13 protein-coding genes are annotated in these 14,341 nt (G+C 60.2%); 11 read left to right on the top strand and 2 right to left on the bottom strand.

Annotated features, from left to right (window positions below; all coding sequences use genetic code 11):
• Positions 1 to 78 precede the first annotated feature (78 nt).
• From ABR989_RS11500 to ABR989_RS11490, 3 genes are all read left to right on the top strand, one after another.
• Entirely contained in the window at positions 79 to 2,586 is a 2,508-nt protein-coding gene (locus ABR989_RS11500) for a protease pro-enzyme activation domain-containing protein (protein WP_428128597.1), read from the top strand.
• Between the two features lie 155 nt (positions 2,587 to 2,741).
• Complete coding sequence (pdxH, locus tag ABR989_RS11495; RefSeq protein WP_428128595.1) at positions 2,742 to 3,323, top strand: pyridoxamine 5'-phosphate oxidase; 582 nt, start codon at positions 2,742 to 2,744, stop codon at positions 3,321 to 3,323.
• Positions 3,324 to 3,449: 126 nt separating this feature from the next.
• A complete protein-coding gene (locus ABR989_RS11490) occupies positions 3,450 to 4,595 on the top strand; it encodes a radical SAM protein (RefSeq protein ID WP_428128593.1) in 1,146 nt (381 codons plus the stop codon).
• Between the two features lie 102 nt (positions 4,596 to 4,697).
• Here the strand turns inward: ABR989_RS11490 and ABR989_RS11485 are convergent, their stop codons facing one another.
• Positions 4,698 to 5,246 (bottom strand): methyltransferase family protein, encoded by a 549-nt coding sequence (locus ABR989_RS11485; protein WP_428128591.1) that lies wholly within the window; start codon positions 5,244 to 5,246, stop codon positions 4,698 to 4,700.
• A 46-nt stretch (positions 5,247 to 5,292) separates the two neighbouring features.
• Complete coding sequence (locus tag ABR989_RS11480) at positions 5,293 to 6,657, bottom strand: DUF2252 domain-containing protein (protein ID WP_428128589.1); 1,365 nt, start codon at positions 6,655 to 6,657, stop codon at positions 5,293 to 5,295.
• A gap of 243 nt (positions 6,658 to 6,900) precedes the next feature.
• Between ABR989_RS11480 and ABR989_RS11475 the strand changes: the two genes are divergently transcribed.
• The 8 genes from ABR989_RS11475 (at position 6,901) to hpnI (ending at position 14,339) form a co-directional block, all read left to right on the top strand.
• On the top strand, positions 6,901 to 7,611 hold the full coding sequence (locus ABR989_RS11475) for a DUF4336 domain-containing protein (RefSeq protein WP_428128588.1): 711 nt from the start codon (positions 6,901 to 6,903) through the stop codon (positions 7,609 to 7,611).
• A gap of 96 nt (positions 7,612 to 7,707) precedes the next feature.
• On the top strand, positions 7,708 to 8,373 hold the full coding sequence (gene cpaM, locus ABR989_RS11470; protein WP_428128586.1) for a corrinoid protein-associated methyltransferase CpaM: 666 nt from the start codon (positions 7,708 to 7,710) through the stop codon (positions 8,371 to 8,373).
• A complete protein-coding gene (locus tag ABR989_RS11465) occupies positions 8,370 to 9,515 on the top strand; it encodes an HgcAB-like fusion protein (RefSeq protein WP_428128583.1) in 1,146 nt (381 codons plus the stop codon). The genes cpaM and ABR989_RS11465 overlap by 4 nt, the downstream gene beginning before the upstream one ends.
• 136 nt (positions 9,516 to 9,651) lie before the next feature.
• Positions 9,652 to 9,981, top strand: coding sequence for a SpoIIAA family protein (locus ABR989_RS11460; RefSeq protein ID WP_428128581.1), 330 nt, complete (start codon positions 9,652 to 9,654; stop codon positions 9,979 to 9,981).
• Between the two features lie 194 nt (positions 9,982 to 10,175).
• Positions 10,176 to 10,664, top strand: coding sequence for a nitroreductase family deazaflavin-dependent oxidoreductase (locus ABR989_RS11455; RefSeq protein WP_428128700.1), 489 nt, complete (start codon positions 10,176 to 10,178; stop codon positions 10,662 to 10,664).
• A gap of 32 nt (positions 10,665 to 10,696) precedes the next feature.
• Positions 10,697 to 11,473 carry a class I SAM-dependent methyltransferase gene (locus ABR989_RS11450; protein ID WP_428128580.1) on the top strand — a complete coding sequence of 259 codons (777 nt, stop codon included), beginning with the start codon at positions 10,697 to 10,699 and terminating at the stop codon, positions 11,471 to 11,473.
• A gap of 166 nt (positions 11,474 to 11,639) precedes the next feature.
• Positions 11,640 to 13,079, top strand: a complete 1,440-nt coding sequence (gene hpnJ / locus ABR989_RS11445) for a hopanoid biosynthesis associated radical SAM protein HpnJ (RefSeq protein WP_428128578.1) — start codon at positions 11,640 to 11,642, stop codon at positions 13,077 to 13,079.
• A 114-nt stretch (positions 13,080 to 13,193) separates the two neighbouring features.
• The gene (gene hpnI, locus ABR989_RS11440) at positions 13,194 to 14,339 is read left to right on the top strand and encodes a bacteriohopanetetrol glucosamine biosynthesis glycosyltransferase HpnI (protein WP_428128576.1); all 1,146 of its coding nucleotides are present in this window, start codon (positions 13,194 to 13,196) and stop codon (positions 14,337 to 14,339) included.
• The last annotated feature ends 2 nt before the right edge of the window (positions 14,340 to 14,341 follow it).

Below are 14,341 nucleotides of genomic sequence, written 5' to 3'. Positions count from 1 at the left end.
CGCCGGGCCAAAGCGTATTATGTATAAGATGCCCTTTGCTTATGAATCCGCGCGCAATGGGCCTTCGGGGAATACCGCATGAAAGCATCAAATGTCCGTTTAACGAACCGCATTCGCGTGTTCGTGTGCTGCGCGGTTATCGTGGCAGCGATCGCAGGTTACCAGCAGATTGTGGGGGCGGTATCACAACCCCGCGCCCTGATCACCGAGACGATAAGCGAGAACAATCTCGTCACGCTCGCGGGCAATACGCGTCCAGAAGCGACGGCGGCCAACGATCGCGGCCTGGTCGCGTTCAGCCTTCCGATGGAGCACCTGTGGCTCCAGTTGCGGCGCCCCCCCGAGCAGGAACAAGCCCTCGACAAATATATCGATGGACTTACGGAGCCCAAGTCGCCGAATTTCCATCAGTGGCTCACCGCAAAGCAATTTGGAGAGCGCTACGGCCTGGCACAGAAGGACCTGGCGGCGATCACAGGATGGCTCGAATCGCACGGCTTTACCGTCAATCTGATCTATCCCAACAACGTGATCGACTTCTCCGGGACGGCGGGCCAGGTGCGGGAGGCCTTCCACACCGAGATTCACGATCTCGAGGTAAACGGTGCGAAGCACATCGCCAACATGAGCGACCCGCGCATTCCGGCCGCGCTCGCGCCGGCAATCGTTGGGATCGTCTCCCTCAACAACTTCATGCCGCGTCCGATGTACCAACCGCGCGCCGCGTACACCTTTTCCGGCTGCGGGAGCGATTGTTACGGGGTTGTACCCGCGGACCTGGCCACCATCTACAATCTGAATCCGCTTTTCGCGGAGGGTTATTCGGGCCGGGGGCAGAAGATCGTAGTCGTTGAAGACACCGACGTATACAGCACCAGCGACTGGAGCACCTTCCGTACAAAATTCGGCCTTGCAAGCGCCTACCCTAAAGGCTCTTTCACGCAGGTCCATCCGGCACCCGGCACTGGCGGCGCCTGTAGCGATCCGGGCGTCCTCGCCGGCGACGACTTCGAAGCGATCCTGGACGCCGAATGGGCCAGTGCGGCGGCGCCTAACGCGACCATCGAACTGGCCTCGTGCAAGAATACCACCAACTTCGGAGGCTTCATCGCTCTGCAAAACATTCTGAGCAACGGCGGCCCGGTCCCTGGGGTCGTGAGCATCAGCTATGGATGGTCCGAGCCGCTGGAGGGCGCGTCGCGGAACTCGTACATCAACGGCCTGTACCAGCTGGCGGCGTCGATGAGCGTGTCGGTTTTTGTTTCGGCGGGAGACGGTGGCGCGGCGACCAGTGATCAGGATGAGGGAAATGATGTCGCGCAATACGGGATCAACGTCAATGCATTTGCCTCCACGCAGTATAATGTGGCCGTGGGGGGCACCGACTTCGGCGATACGTACGCGGGCACGAACAGCACATACTGGAGTGCGACGAATAATTCCGACTATGGCTCAGCGAAATCTTACATCCCGGAAATTCCATGGAACGACTCCTGCGCCAGTGAGCTGCTCGCCGGCTATGAAGACTACGGTCAAGGCTACGGCTCGAGCGGCTTTTGCAACAGCTCGACCGGCGTAAAGGATTTCCTGGACACCATCGGGGGCAGCGGCGGTCCAAGCGGCTGCGCCACTGGGTCTCCCTCGACGGCAGGTGTCATCGGCGGTACCTGCCAAGGGTGGCCCAAGCCGCCGTGGCAATCGGTCTTTGGCAATCCAAGCGACGGCGTGCGCGATCTTCCCGACGTCTCGCTGTTCGCGGCTAACGGACTTTGGAGCCATTACTACCTAGTTTGCTTCTCCGACACCCATAATCAGGGAGTTGCCTGCACGGGCGCTCCCAGCAAGTGGGCTGGCGGTGGCGGAACGTCGTTCGCCTCGCCGATCATGGCCGGTATTCAAGCGCTCGTGAATCAATATACTGCGAGCAGCCAAGGTAACCCGAATCCCACCTACTACTCGCTGGCCAATACCGAGTATGGCGCAAGCGGCAGCTCGACCTGCAACTCGACACTCGGCAACGGCGTGGCCGACTCGTGCATCTTTCATGACGTGACCGAGGGTGACATGGACGTGCCATGCACGGGCCCGAACAATTGTTATAAGCCATCGGGCACGTATGGCGTCCTGTCCACGTCGACTTCGGCTTACGAGCCGGCATACGGAACGCACCCCGGCTGGGACTTTGCGACCGGAATCGGGACCGTCAATGCCTATAACCTTGTGAAGGCATTCGGCGCGAGCCCGGCGCCCACGCCGACTATCAGTCCCGCTTCGCTGGCATTCGGAAAAAAGGTGACAGTCGGAACTACCAGCGCGCCCAAGACGGTAACGATCAAGAACGCGGGTAAGAAGAAAACAGGTGTTGCGGTGAGCATCGAGAGCGAGAGCGCGTCGCCGTCGGTGTTCGCGGTCAAGTCGGAATGCGAAGAAACGCTCGCGCCCGGCAAGAGTTGCAAGGTATCGGTGACCTTCACGCCGGCGAACACGACGGCGCAGACTGGAAGCCTTAAGATTGTTGACAACGCGGCCGGCTCGCCGCAGTCCGTTTCGCTGTCGGGAACCGGCAAGGCCGCCAAGAAGAAATAGGCAGGGAGAAAGCACCGAGACTTAAGGAGAAACGCTCCCGCCGAGTCGGTGCGTGTGCGCGCGATCGCGCCACCGCCTGCTTCGAGGCGCGCCTCGGCGTCGGCGATCTGTCTTCCCAGCAAGCTATGGCATCAAGAATGCGTCCGGCAGGGGATATGAAGACAGACGATCCGATCGCGCGATTTACTCGATGGTTTCGTGAGGAAGTGGCCGCCGGCACCAACCATCCGGAGGCGATGGCACTGGCTACTTGCGGGATCGACGGTAGGCCCAGCGTGCGCTACATCCTGCTCAAGCAAGCGGATGCGCGAGGATTTTCCTTCTACACAGATATACGCAGTCCCAAGGGCCGGCAAATGGCGCAAAATCCCCGCGCCGCGATGGTCTTTTATTGGCCGCGGAAGGGACGCCAGGTCAGGATCGATGGTTCGGTCGAGCGGATGACTGTGCAGGAAGCGGACGAGTATTGGGTTACCCGGCCGATAGAGAGCAGGATTTCGGGCAGCGTCTCGCATCAGAGCCATCGGCTGAAAAGCCGCGAAGAGCTGATCGCGCGTGTCGCCAAGCTCCGACGGGAATTGAGGGGCAAAGAGCCGGTGCGGCCGAAATACTGGCTTGGACTCCGTGTGGCGCCGAATCGGATCGAATTCTGGGTGCAAGCTCCCTTCCGATTGCATCGGCGCGAATTGTTCGTGCGCAGCGGAGGGCAATGGCGCAAGACGCTGCTCCAGCCCTGAGGATTGCTTCCAAAGGAAACAGTCCTGCATCGAAACGACCCAGTTTCGCAATGATCCCAGCCGAAAAGAGCGCGCAGAAAGAGCCGTGTTGTGCGGAACGATAATTGCTGCTAGCTTCGTGCGATCATGGGTTATAACTTTCCGGCGCTGTATTTCGAGGCTACTCGTCTATGCAATCTGCAATGCCCTTTGTGCATGACCGGCAGCAACGATGCGCACAAGGTCCGAGACAAACGTCGAAGCGAGCTCAGCTTCGATGAGATTCGTGAACTGGTATTGCTTCCAGCCAAGCGCCTCGGCGTTATAGCTATCGGATGGAGCGGCGGCGAGTTCCTGTTGCGCAAGGATGCGCTGGAGCTTCTCCGGCTTACGGTGGAGCTGGGTTATCAATGCAAGGTTTGCAGCAACGGCGAGGTACTCGACCGGACCAAACTGCAGGAAATCAAGGAAGCAACCAACGGCAAGGTAACTATATCGGTGGGGCTGAACTCGATTGACGAGCGTAACGAATGGAGCCGCGACGCCAAACCTGATCGTACTCTGGAGGTGCTGGCCCTGTGCGACGAGCTCAAGATTGACCGCCACGTCATCGTCACGATCTCCAAGGACAATACCGAGACCTTCGCCAAGACTATCAAGTATCTGACCGATCGGCGGATTTCATACAACCGCTCGCCTTACGTGGCGCGAGGCTCGGGTTGCGATTTGTTCAAAAAGCTCGCGTTCGATCGCAACGATCTCGAAGCTCACTTCCATCCCGAGTTGCGCAGCCACGTCAACGGCTACGTGAGCTACACCCCGTTCTTCCTCTCGCCGGAGTTGCACGCCCAGGTTTCCGGAGGAGCCGCCAATGGCGCCGTACCGCAGAATCCGCCGATCGGATGCTGGGTCGGGACCTGGTTGGCGCTCAACGCGGAAGGCGATGTTTCGGTCTGTCCGGTTCTGCTCGATCAGCTCAAGGCCGGCAACGTGCGCGAAAAACCGCTGGACGAGCTGGTCGCTTCCAGCCAACTGTTCGCCGACGTGCTCGATCGTAGCCAGCTCAAAGGCAAGTGCGGCGACTGCCGGTATCAGTACACATGCGGCGGATGCCGTGCGATGGCGTACTACCACAACGGCGACTATATGGCCGAGGATCCCACCTGCTTCTTCGATCCCGAAGACCGGGCCACGATCAGCCCGCACGAAGAGCAGACCAACCGCTTGTTCAAGAAGTACCTGATCGTGGCGCGCTACGTCGGCTTGTTTACTCGTCCGGAGCGCCCGCAGTGACCGATCGACTCGGTTGCCAGTCCAAATCGAGCCGTAAGCAATATCCCACCTTGTAGTACGCAGCGTGGAATTCCACGTCCACGTTGTGGACCACGCCACGATTCATCGCTGGCCCCCACGGTCGGCTGGACGCAAGCGCGGGATCCAGCGCGGCACCGATCGGCAGTAGTCCTGGTAATCGCGGCCAAATGTCCGCCTGAGCGTGGGTTCCTCGTAGAGAATCACGAACAAATGGAATCCGATCGCAACCGCTAATGCGTACTCGAGCACACCCAAGTTACCGAAGAAGAGCGCCTGGCCGACAAGCATCGCGATCACCGCGATATAGGCGGGGTTGCGCACGCATCGGTAGACTCCACCCACTACAAGCCGCCGCGTCGGCGCGATCGGAGCCGGAGTCCCGTGTCCCTCGCGCACGAAGCGTGCGAGAAAGTCGGCAAACGCCGGAACCGCGATGACGAACATCCCAAGGCCGATCCATCGGGTTGGCCCGAGCCCGAGCAATGGCGGCCTCAGCTCCCATCGTGAAATCAGGTAGGGGACAAGGCCGACCACCGAACCCGGCACGACCACGGTGAACACGACCGTGCCGAGATACGCCCACAGCGGGGGTCGCGTTGTGTGAGCCTGCTCCATAACCGTGCCAGGCATTGTCGAGCGATCATGTCCAGTTCTGAAATCGTTCGACGGAACTGCATCATCTCGCGACTTTGATTCGTCCACTTTTTATCGCTTTCAACAAAGCACTGTAGTCGCTCTCAGTTTGATCGGCATAGTCTTTCGCAAATTTCACTATTGCGTCATCGAAGGCATCGCTCGAGCCGAGATAGCCGGCGATCATCGCAGGGTCTCCCGTGCGCGCATGCGCTCGAGCTAGCGCCCAGCCGCATGCGTCGGCGAAATAGGCGAGGTCGGTGGGATCCTCCGTGTCGACCGGCATCGGAATCTTCATATCGCGCAATTGGCGGACGTAAAAGTGGCGGCCAGGTTCCAACCCGACCGTCCAACCCAGGAATATGTCACTGGATGCCTGCATCAAGCGCTGACCATAGACCACTCGCTGCCCGTGCGTCGAAAATACACTGCGGCCGGCGTATGGCTCCAACACTGAAGCGCGAGCTTCCTTGATCTGCAGAAACAGCGGCGCGTCCTGCGCATCCCTGAACAACGCCACCTCGCAGAAGGTTCCGACACTTCCAATGCCGACGACTTTGAACGCGACGTCCAGCAGCTCAAACCGATCAAGGAGCACTCGATACGACTCATGGAGGGAGGTCCGGTATCGCTTGAAGATTGACGCCGCTCGCCGTAGATAGGCCGAGGTCCGTTGACTGGGCAAATGATAGATCAGCGGCGGCTCGTCCTTGATCTTGGTCTTGTCTTTGGCGGCCATCGAAGGAAGCAAATTGTTCGGCACCGTCTTTCGCCGAGCCCTCTCGGAAACTCTTCTGTCGCGCCGGCGGTTCTTGGGCCCCGGAACTCTATCGAGGAGTTGCTGGAAATCGATTCGCTCATACCACACCTCGAGCGACGGCATGGTCGCATACTCGCCCAGATGCTCGCGGTAGGAACGCACCGCCGCTCGAACAGCGTGCTCCCGATACCGGGATTTAATGCCCGCGGAGCGCCCCGCGACTTCGATACTCACGGTCAAGCGCTTGACGTCCCATTCCCAGGGAGCCGGGATTGTTTCATCGAAATCATTGATATCGAAAACTAAGTTGCGCTCAGGCGTCGCGAATGCTCCGAAGTTCATTATGTGGCAGTCGCCGCAAGCCTGGACGCGGAGTCCTGTCCGGGGAGTCTCGGCCAAATCGAATGCCATTACGGCTGCTGCACCGCGGAGGAAGGCAAACGGCGACTGCTGCATTCGCCCGTAACGAATGGGGAGCAGCTTGGGAATTCGCCCCGCGTCGGATTCGATCAGTAACTGGATCGGATCAGGCCGATTCGTGGGCGCCTTCCAGTGCGCATGGCTCTTGCGCGGCGCCGTCTCTCGAAGGCCGCGGCCGGCTCTCAGCCGTTGTGCGATTGGAGCGCGAGCCAACGTACGCATCAACATCAGTCCACCGCATGCATCTTAGGAAAGTGGCGGCGACTTCGGCAACTCAACGACTCGACGCACGCTTGCGCCAGCTCGCTGCTGTCAGCACTATAAACCGCGATGCATATGGCGTCGGGCGCAACCGACGGCGGCAAGCGGTCCACGATGGTGTTCAATCTTGAAAGCCAGGTCGTGAATGATCCGAATTCCGAGGTACGAAAGATAATTCAGGGCGCGTGAGAGTGAGGTACGGCGGGAATCGTGAGCGCGACACTTCGGCAGTTGGGTGAAAATTTCTGGATCGCCGAAGGCCCGACCGTCGATTTCTACTCGTTTCCATATCCCACCCGGATGGCGGTGGCGCGGCTCGCCGTTGGCGCGCTGTGGATCTGGTCGCCGATTCCGCTGACCGATTCGCTCCGGGCGGAACTCGCAGCGCTCGGCCACCCGGCGCATCTGGTCTCTCCCAACAAGATCCATCATCTGTTCATGGGCGACTGGGCGTCAGAGTTTCCCGGCGCGAGGCTGTGGGGCCTGCCGTCGGTGATTCGCAAGCGCGCCGACCTGAAATTCAGCGGCGTGCTCTGCGACGAACCGCCCGAGGATTGGCGCGGCGAGATCGACCACGCACTGTTTTGCGGCAGCCTGATCATGGATGAGATCGTTTTCTTCCATCGTGCGTCGCGCACTGCGCTGTTCGCCGATCTGATCGAGAACTTCTCGATGGAGTTTATCCGCAACACCCCCGGATGGCAGGGATGGAGGGCGACCTACGCGCGCCTGGGGGGAATTACCGAGCCGGTCGGGCGCGCTCCGCTGGAATGGCGCCTCAGCTTCGTGCGGCGCGCGTCGGCGCGCGCCGCGCTCGGGCGCGTGCTTGCGTGGGACCCGGTCAACGTCGTGATGGCGCACGGGACGATCGCGCGCGGCGGCGCTCCCGCGTTCATCCGCGAGTCGTTCGCATGGCTGTAGGCGCGCTTTCGAGCCGAAAGAGCCGTGACAGCGGGCGGAAGGAGACGTAAAATCATTCGCAGCACGCACTCGTTGTAGCGTGGGCGCGCGCATCCAATGAGCACGTACGTTCTAATGCGGATTCTGGAATCCGCTCCACGCCGATACGATCTCGGCATGTGGCTGCTCACCTTCGGGAGTCTGGGGCACGCCTATGATCGCCTCGCGAGCCGGATCCATGACGGGCAGCGAGCGCTCGACCTGGGCTGCGGCACCGGCGCTTTGACCTTGCGAGCCGCTGGCCGCGGAGCGCACGTCAGCGCGATAGATGTAAATGCCCAGATGCTGGAGATCGCCAGAGAGAGCGCACAAGCAGCGGGCCTTGCCGAGAAAATCGATTTTCGGGAGATGGGGATTGCCGAACTCGGCGGCGAGGCGTCGGCCAGTTACGACGTTGTGATGAGCGGTCTCTGCTTCTCCGAGTTGAGCGAGGACGAAATCCATTATGCGCTAAAGCAGATCAAGCGGATTCTCAGGCCCGGCGGTCCGTTGCTGATTGCCGATGAAGTCAAGCCGCCGGACGTCTTGCGGCGGATGCTTCATGCGCTGAGCCGGGCTCCACTCGTGGCGCTGGCGTATGTCATCACCCAGCAGACGACGCATGCGGTCGAGAACCTCCCCGAGAAGGTCACTCATGCGGGCTTCTCGATCGAATCGCTACGCTTGAACACTTTGCGCAGTTTCGTCGAATTGGTGGCCCGAGCGCCGGGTCAGGCAGCATGAATCACCTGCGCTACATTTTGATCAACGTGCTTCAGACGCTGTTGCGCGTGTTGCCGTTTCCATGCAGGACCGGCCTGACTAAAATCGGCAATCCCGATCGAAATTCACCCGTGCTTTTAACCGGCAACTTCCGCCTGACAGTGGAACGGCTCAGGCGGGCAATCGAGGGAATGGACGCATATCTGCTGGTCGCCAACAGCCGAGGGGTCAACGTCTGGTGCGCCGCCACGGGAGGGATGCTGACCAATCATGACGTTGTGTCGGTGTTGAAAACGAGCGGTATCGAAGATCTCGTGGACCATCGGACGGTAATCCTGCCGCAGCTTGCCGCTACCGGCATCGAGGGACGGGCGATCCAGCATAAGGCCGGATGGAAAGTCATCTGGGGACCGGCGTATGCCAGCGCAATTCCAGCGTTCGTGCGCAACAGATTCAAAAAAACACGGGAAATGGGTGCGGTTGCCTTCGAGTGGCCGCAGCGGCTCGAGATGGCGGTTGCGTGGGCATTTCCGATTTCCCTCTTCGCCCTACTTTTGTTTCCGTTTTGGAGGGATGGCGTGCTCCCAGTGATCGGTCTGGTGTGGACACTTTCAATGGTCATCTTCCTCGCCTTCCCTCTTTATGAAAGGCGCCTCCGCACCGAAGGCAAGAACATTGGGTTCATTTTCTTCGACTTCGGCCCGCGCGCCCTACCCCTCATATTCTGGGGTATCTTCCTAGCCGTCCTCTTCGGCTATGCCCTGCTCATCGGCGGGCTCTCGTGGGCATCGCTGCTACGCTGGAGTGCGATCTCGCTGGTCGTGGTGGTGCTGCTGAGCATCGACCTTATGGGCAGCACCCCGACTTACAAAAGCGGTTTGCACGAGGATCGGCTGCTGCGGATAATCCTGGATCCGCACCTATGCAAGGGGGCGGGCTTCTGCGAGCAGGTATGCCCGGTCGAAGTTTTCGAGGTCGATGACATCCGGCATATGGCCACGCTGCCAAGAGCGCACCAATGCGTGCAGTGCGGCGCGTGCATCGTGCAGTGTCCCTTCGATGCGCTCTGCTTCCAAAGCCCAAGCGGCGACGTGGTGCTGCCGGAGAGCGTGCGCAGCTTCAAGCTCAACCTGCTCGGCCATCGTCTGGTAAAAAGCGGATGACGTGATAGCAAAGATACAGCGGGTGGCGTCGAACCGGTACGCTCCAAGTCCGGTTGGGCTGTAACAGTGGCGTCAGAAGCGCAACCAGAGGAGATGCAGTACGATCGAGATTATCGAAGGCCTTCCCGAAAGCGTCGTGGGAATCGTGGCCAAGGAACGGGTGACGGAAAGAGACTACCTTGAGGTTGTGATACCGGCAATAGAGAAGTCACTGAAACGAAATGCCAAGCTGCGGCTTTATTACGAACTGGGTTCGCAATTTAGCGGGATCGATTTCGGCGCCGAGTGGGAAGACCTCAAAGTTGGAATTGAGCATCTTTCACGTTGGGAACGGATGGCCGTCGTGACCGACGTCGCATGGATCAGTCATGCGGTCGGCGCTTTCCGCTTTCTGATGCCAGGAGAGCTGCGAGTCTTCACTACCGCCCAGGCATCCGAGGCCCGGGAGTGGATCGTCACCGCGTAGCCCGATGCCGGCAAGCGGTCCACGATGGAGTTCAATCTTGAAAGCTAGATCGTGAAAGATCCGAATTCCGAGGTACGAAAGGTAATTCAAGTCCCGTGAGAGTTGCATCCAACCCTGCTGGGCGCAGTTACGGACGAGAACCGTTCTTGCAACGTGCTTGACGCACGAATGGCGCGACCATAGCCTTTGTGGCGATGGTCCCTACACCCCGCGTTGAGCCTTTCGCAGCAAGGCTGCACTTCATCCCTCGCAGCATGCGCCGGGTTCAGGCGGCCCTGGTCGATTCGCAAAGGGATTACTTTTCGCGCGCACCGGGATGGGTTCTGCTGACGACAACCGGGCGGCGAACCGGCTTGCCGCGTGAGACGCTGCTTCCATGCGCCCGCAGCGACAATCATATTTTCCTGATCTCTACTTACGGCTGGCAGTCTGATTGGATCCGCAACATTCGCAAGAACCCCAAGGTCCAGGTCACCAGCAACGGCGTGGTGGTCTCCGGGCATGCAAAGATGATCGAGGATCTCGACGATAAAACCCGGATCGTCAGCGAGCACCCATTCGTGCCCTTTGCTCCCTTCGAGCTGGTTAACGCAGTCGCCCTGACGACTGTGACGCGTCCATTGCTGGTGGCTTTCCTGCGCCGCTGGGTCGCCTCACGCCCGGTAGTTCTTATCCGCACCTGAAGCGAGAACCCGCACAGTTTGTGAGGGACGCGATGGCATCGCAAGGCCCTGCCTGGTACGTGGATTTTTTCCGCGCCGACTACCTGAACGTCTATGGCCACACGTTCACCGAAGAGCGGGCTGAAAAAGAGAGCGCCTTCGTCGCGAGCGCGCTCGAGCTCAAGCCGGGCGCATCGGTGCTCGACCTGTGCTGTGGCCAGGGGCGGCATTCGATCCAGTTGGCGAAACGTGGCTTGCGAGTAACCGGTCTCGATCTGAATCCCGAGTACCTGGAACTCGCGAAGCAGGCGGCCAAGGCGGGCAAGGTCACAATCGAGACGATCGCCGCCGACATGCGCAAGATCCCGTTCGAAAACAAGTTCGACGCGATCGTCAATATGTATTCGTCATTCGGATATTTGGAGTCCGAAGCCGAGGATTTGAAAGTGCTGGAATCGGCGGCCAAAGCGCTGAAGGCCGGCGGACGGATCCTGCTGGACATGCTGAACCGCGAGTGGGCGATCGATAACTATGTCCAGAACGACTGGCATACCGGCGCCGACGGAACTTTGTACGTCGAGCGGCGCGACCTGGATCTCGCGACCAGCCGCATGCACGTGCATTTCATCGTGGTGGACCCGAAGGGAAGCCGCCGCGAGTCGATCGGACATATCATCCGGCTCTATACGCTGACCGAGATGACCCGCCTCCTGGAACGGGTGGGGCTGCACGTGACGGCGGTGTTCGGGGGATTCGATGGCGAGGCGTATGCGATAGGCACGCGGCGGATGATTGTCGTCGCGCGCAAGCAGGGGCCGGCCGCGCCGTGATCGAGGGAAAAGCCGCGAAAATGCGGGGTTTTTAGGATCAAGGGCAGACGGGGCGGTCGGTAAGTGAGTATAAGTTTCGCACATTGTTGCCTTCGGTGGTCGCGATTTGTATAGTCGCTGACTAACCAATCGGACAGGCGTGGGGTATGCTTTGCCTATGGATGTGATGAAGACGCTTTTTCTGAATCCGCCCTCGTACGACGACTTCGACGGGGGAGCGGGCTCGCGCTACCAAGCGACGCGCGAGGTCTGGTCGTTCTGGTATCCGACGTGGCTGGCTTATCCGGCGGGGATGATCCCGGGCGCACGCCTGCTCGACGCGCCGCCGCATAACTACACGGTCGAGATGACGGTCAACGAGGCAAAGAACTACGACCTGGTCGTGATTCACACCTCGACGCCGTCTTTACGGATGGATGCGCGCACCGCGGAAGCAATCAAGGCGGCGAATCCGGACGCAATCATCGCGATGGTCGGGGGGCATCCGACGGCGCGGCCCGACGAAACGCTGAAACTGTCGCCGGCGATCGATATCGCGGCGCGCAAGGAATTCGACTACTCGATGCTGGAAGTGGCGCAGGGGCGCGACTGGAGCACGATCGGCGGAATCAGCTATCGGAAGGACGGCGGGCTGCATCACAATCCCGATCGTGCGGCGCTGACCGACGAAGAACTCGACAAGTTGCCGTTCGTCACCGAGGTGTATGAAAAGAACCTCGACTACCTGAAGTACAACAGTCCGTACTGCCAATATCCGTACGTGTCGATGTACACCGGGCGCGGATGCCCGGCGCGATGCACGTTCTGCCTGTGGCCGCAGGTCACGCAGGGGCATCGCTATCGCGTGCGGAGCCCGGAGAATGTGTTCGAGGAAGTGGCGGCGATGAAGTCGAAGTTCCCGAAGATGAAGGAACTGTTCTTCGACGACGACACCTTTACCGCGGACCCGGCGCGCGCGCGCAAAATCGCGCAGTTGCTGAAGCCACTGGGAATCACGTGGTCCACCAATTCACGCGCCAACGTCGACTATGAAACGCTGAAGATCATGAAGGACGGCGGGCTCAGGCTGTTCGTGGTCGGCTACGAGTCGGGCAACGCGCAGATTTTGAAGAATATCAAGAAGGGCGTCGGAATCGATCGAGCGCGACGCTTCACCAAGGATTGCCACGAACTGGGGATTTTGATTCACGGTACTTTTATCCTGGGACTTCCCGGCGAGAACAAGGACACGATCGAGGAATCGATCCGCTTCGCGCGAGAGATGGACTGCGAGACGATCCAGGTGTCGCTCGCGTCGCCGTACCCGGGCACGGAGCTGTTCGACTATGTGACCGAGAACGGATTTCTGGCGGTCGATCCGCTGCTCGATGAATCCGGCTATCAGAAGTGCACGATCACCTATCCTGGCCTGACCAACGACGAGATTTACGGCGCGGTCGAGCGCTTTTATCGCAGCTTCTACTTCCGCCCGAAGTACATCTTCAAATCGGTCAAGAAGATGATGACGTCGATGGAAGAGACCAGGCGGATGCTGAGCGAGGGGCGGCAGTTTCTTTCGACGATGCGCCAGCGACGGAATCAGACGGCGCAGCAGGCGCCGGCCTGACGGCGAATTCCAGGCGCGAGTAAGGACAGGCGCGAGGTCCGCAGCAAGAATGTCTGTGGCGCCATCTGCCGCGCCGGGTCAGGTTGGCGCGCGAATCATTCGATGACAATCTGGATGGCTTTACCGGCTGCGGGCGTGTGCGTGTCGGTGCTCTATTACGCCGCCGCGACAATCGCTGCGATCAGGTTTGCGCGGCGCATGACTTCTCCCCTGCCCCCGCTGCCCAAGATTCCACCGCGCGTGGCAGTGCTGAAGCCGCTGCATGGGACCAGCAATTCGCTGGCGGCCAACCTGATCAGCTTTCTGGAAATCGCGTACCCGCGGGCCGACTTTTATTTTGCCGTCGAGAACTACGAGGATGCGGCCGCCGAAATTCCGGTCGCAATCCGCCAACGCTACCAGTACGCGAGCATCACGCTGGTCGTTGGCGAAGAGCCCGACTGCAGCAATCACAAGGTCGCGAAGCTGATCAAGATGGCGGATCGGGCCGAGAAGGCCGAGGTGTTCGTACTGAGCGACGCCGATGTATCCGTCGAGCGCGACTACCTCAAGCGGATTGTCGGCGAACTGATCTCCGACGAGAAAATCGGCATCGTGACCTGCGCGTATCGGGCGCGCCCGGGCGGCTCGTTCGCGTCGCGGCTGGAGGCGCTCTACGTCAACACCGATTTTCTACCGCAGATTCTGATCGCCGAAATGATCGAGCCGATGCATTATGCACTCGGCGCGACGATCGCCATCAAACGCCGGGTGCTGGAGGCCGCCGGCGGATTCCGCGCGGTCAAGGACATGCTCGCCGACGACTTCTACCTGGGCAACTTCACCAACATGCAGGGCTATGAGATCAAACTGTCCGATTCGCTGGTCACGTTGACGTGCGAGGAACAGAGCTTCGCTGAATTCTGGCGTCATCAACTCCGCTGGGCGCGCACCTACCGCTTCGTGCGCCCGGTAAGCATCGCGACAATCCTGATCCACGGCCCGTTCTGGGCGCTGATGCTGCTGGCGACCTCACGCGGCAGCGCCGCGGCTTTTGCGGCATTGGTGCTGGTAGTTGCGGCGCGGCTCACGATGTCGGCGGCAATCGTCGGCCGCGTGCTCAAGATGCCCGAGATGCTGGCCGATCTCTGGATGGTTCCGATCAAGGACCTGATAATGACCGGGGTCTGGTTTGCCAGCCTGCTCAGCAACAAAGTGATGTGGGCCGGACGCCGGTTCAAGGTGATCCGAGGCGGCGCGATGCGCGAAGTCAAGAGCTGAAC

It is taken from the genome of Binatus soli (SeqCode) (assembly GCF_050015535.1).
Classification (GTDB): domain Bacteria; phylum Desulfobacterota; class Binatia; order Binatales; family Binataceae; genus Binatus; species Binatus soli.
This window is presented reverse-complemented; position numbering and strand designations above follow the sequence as displayed.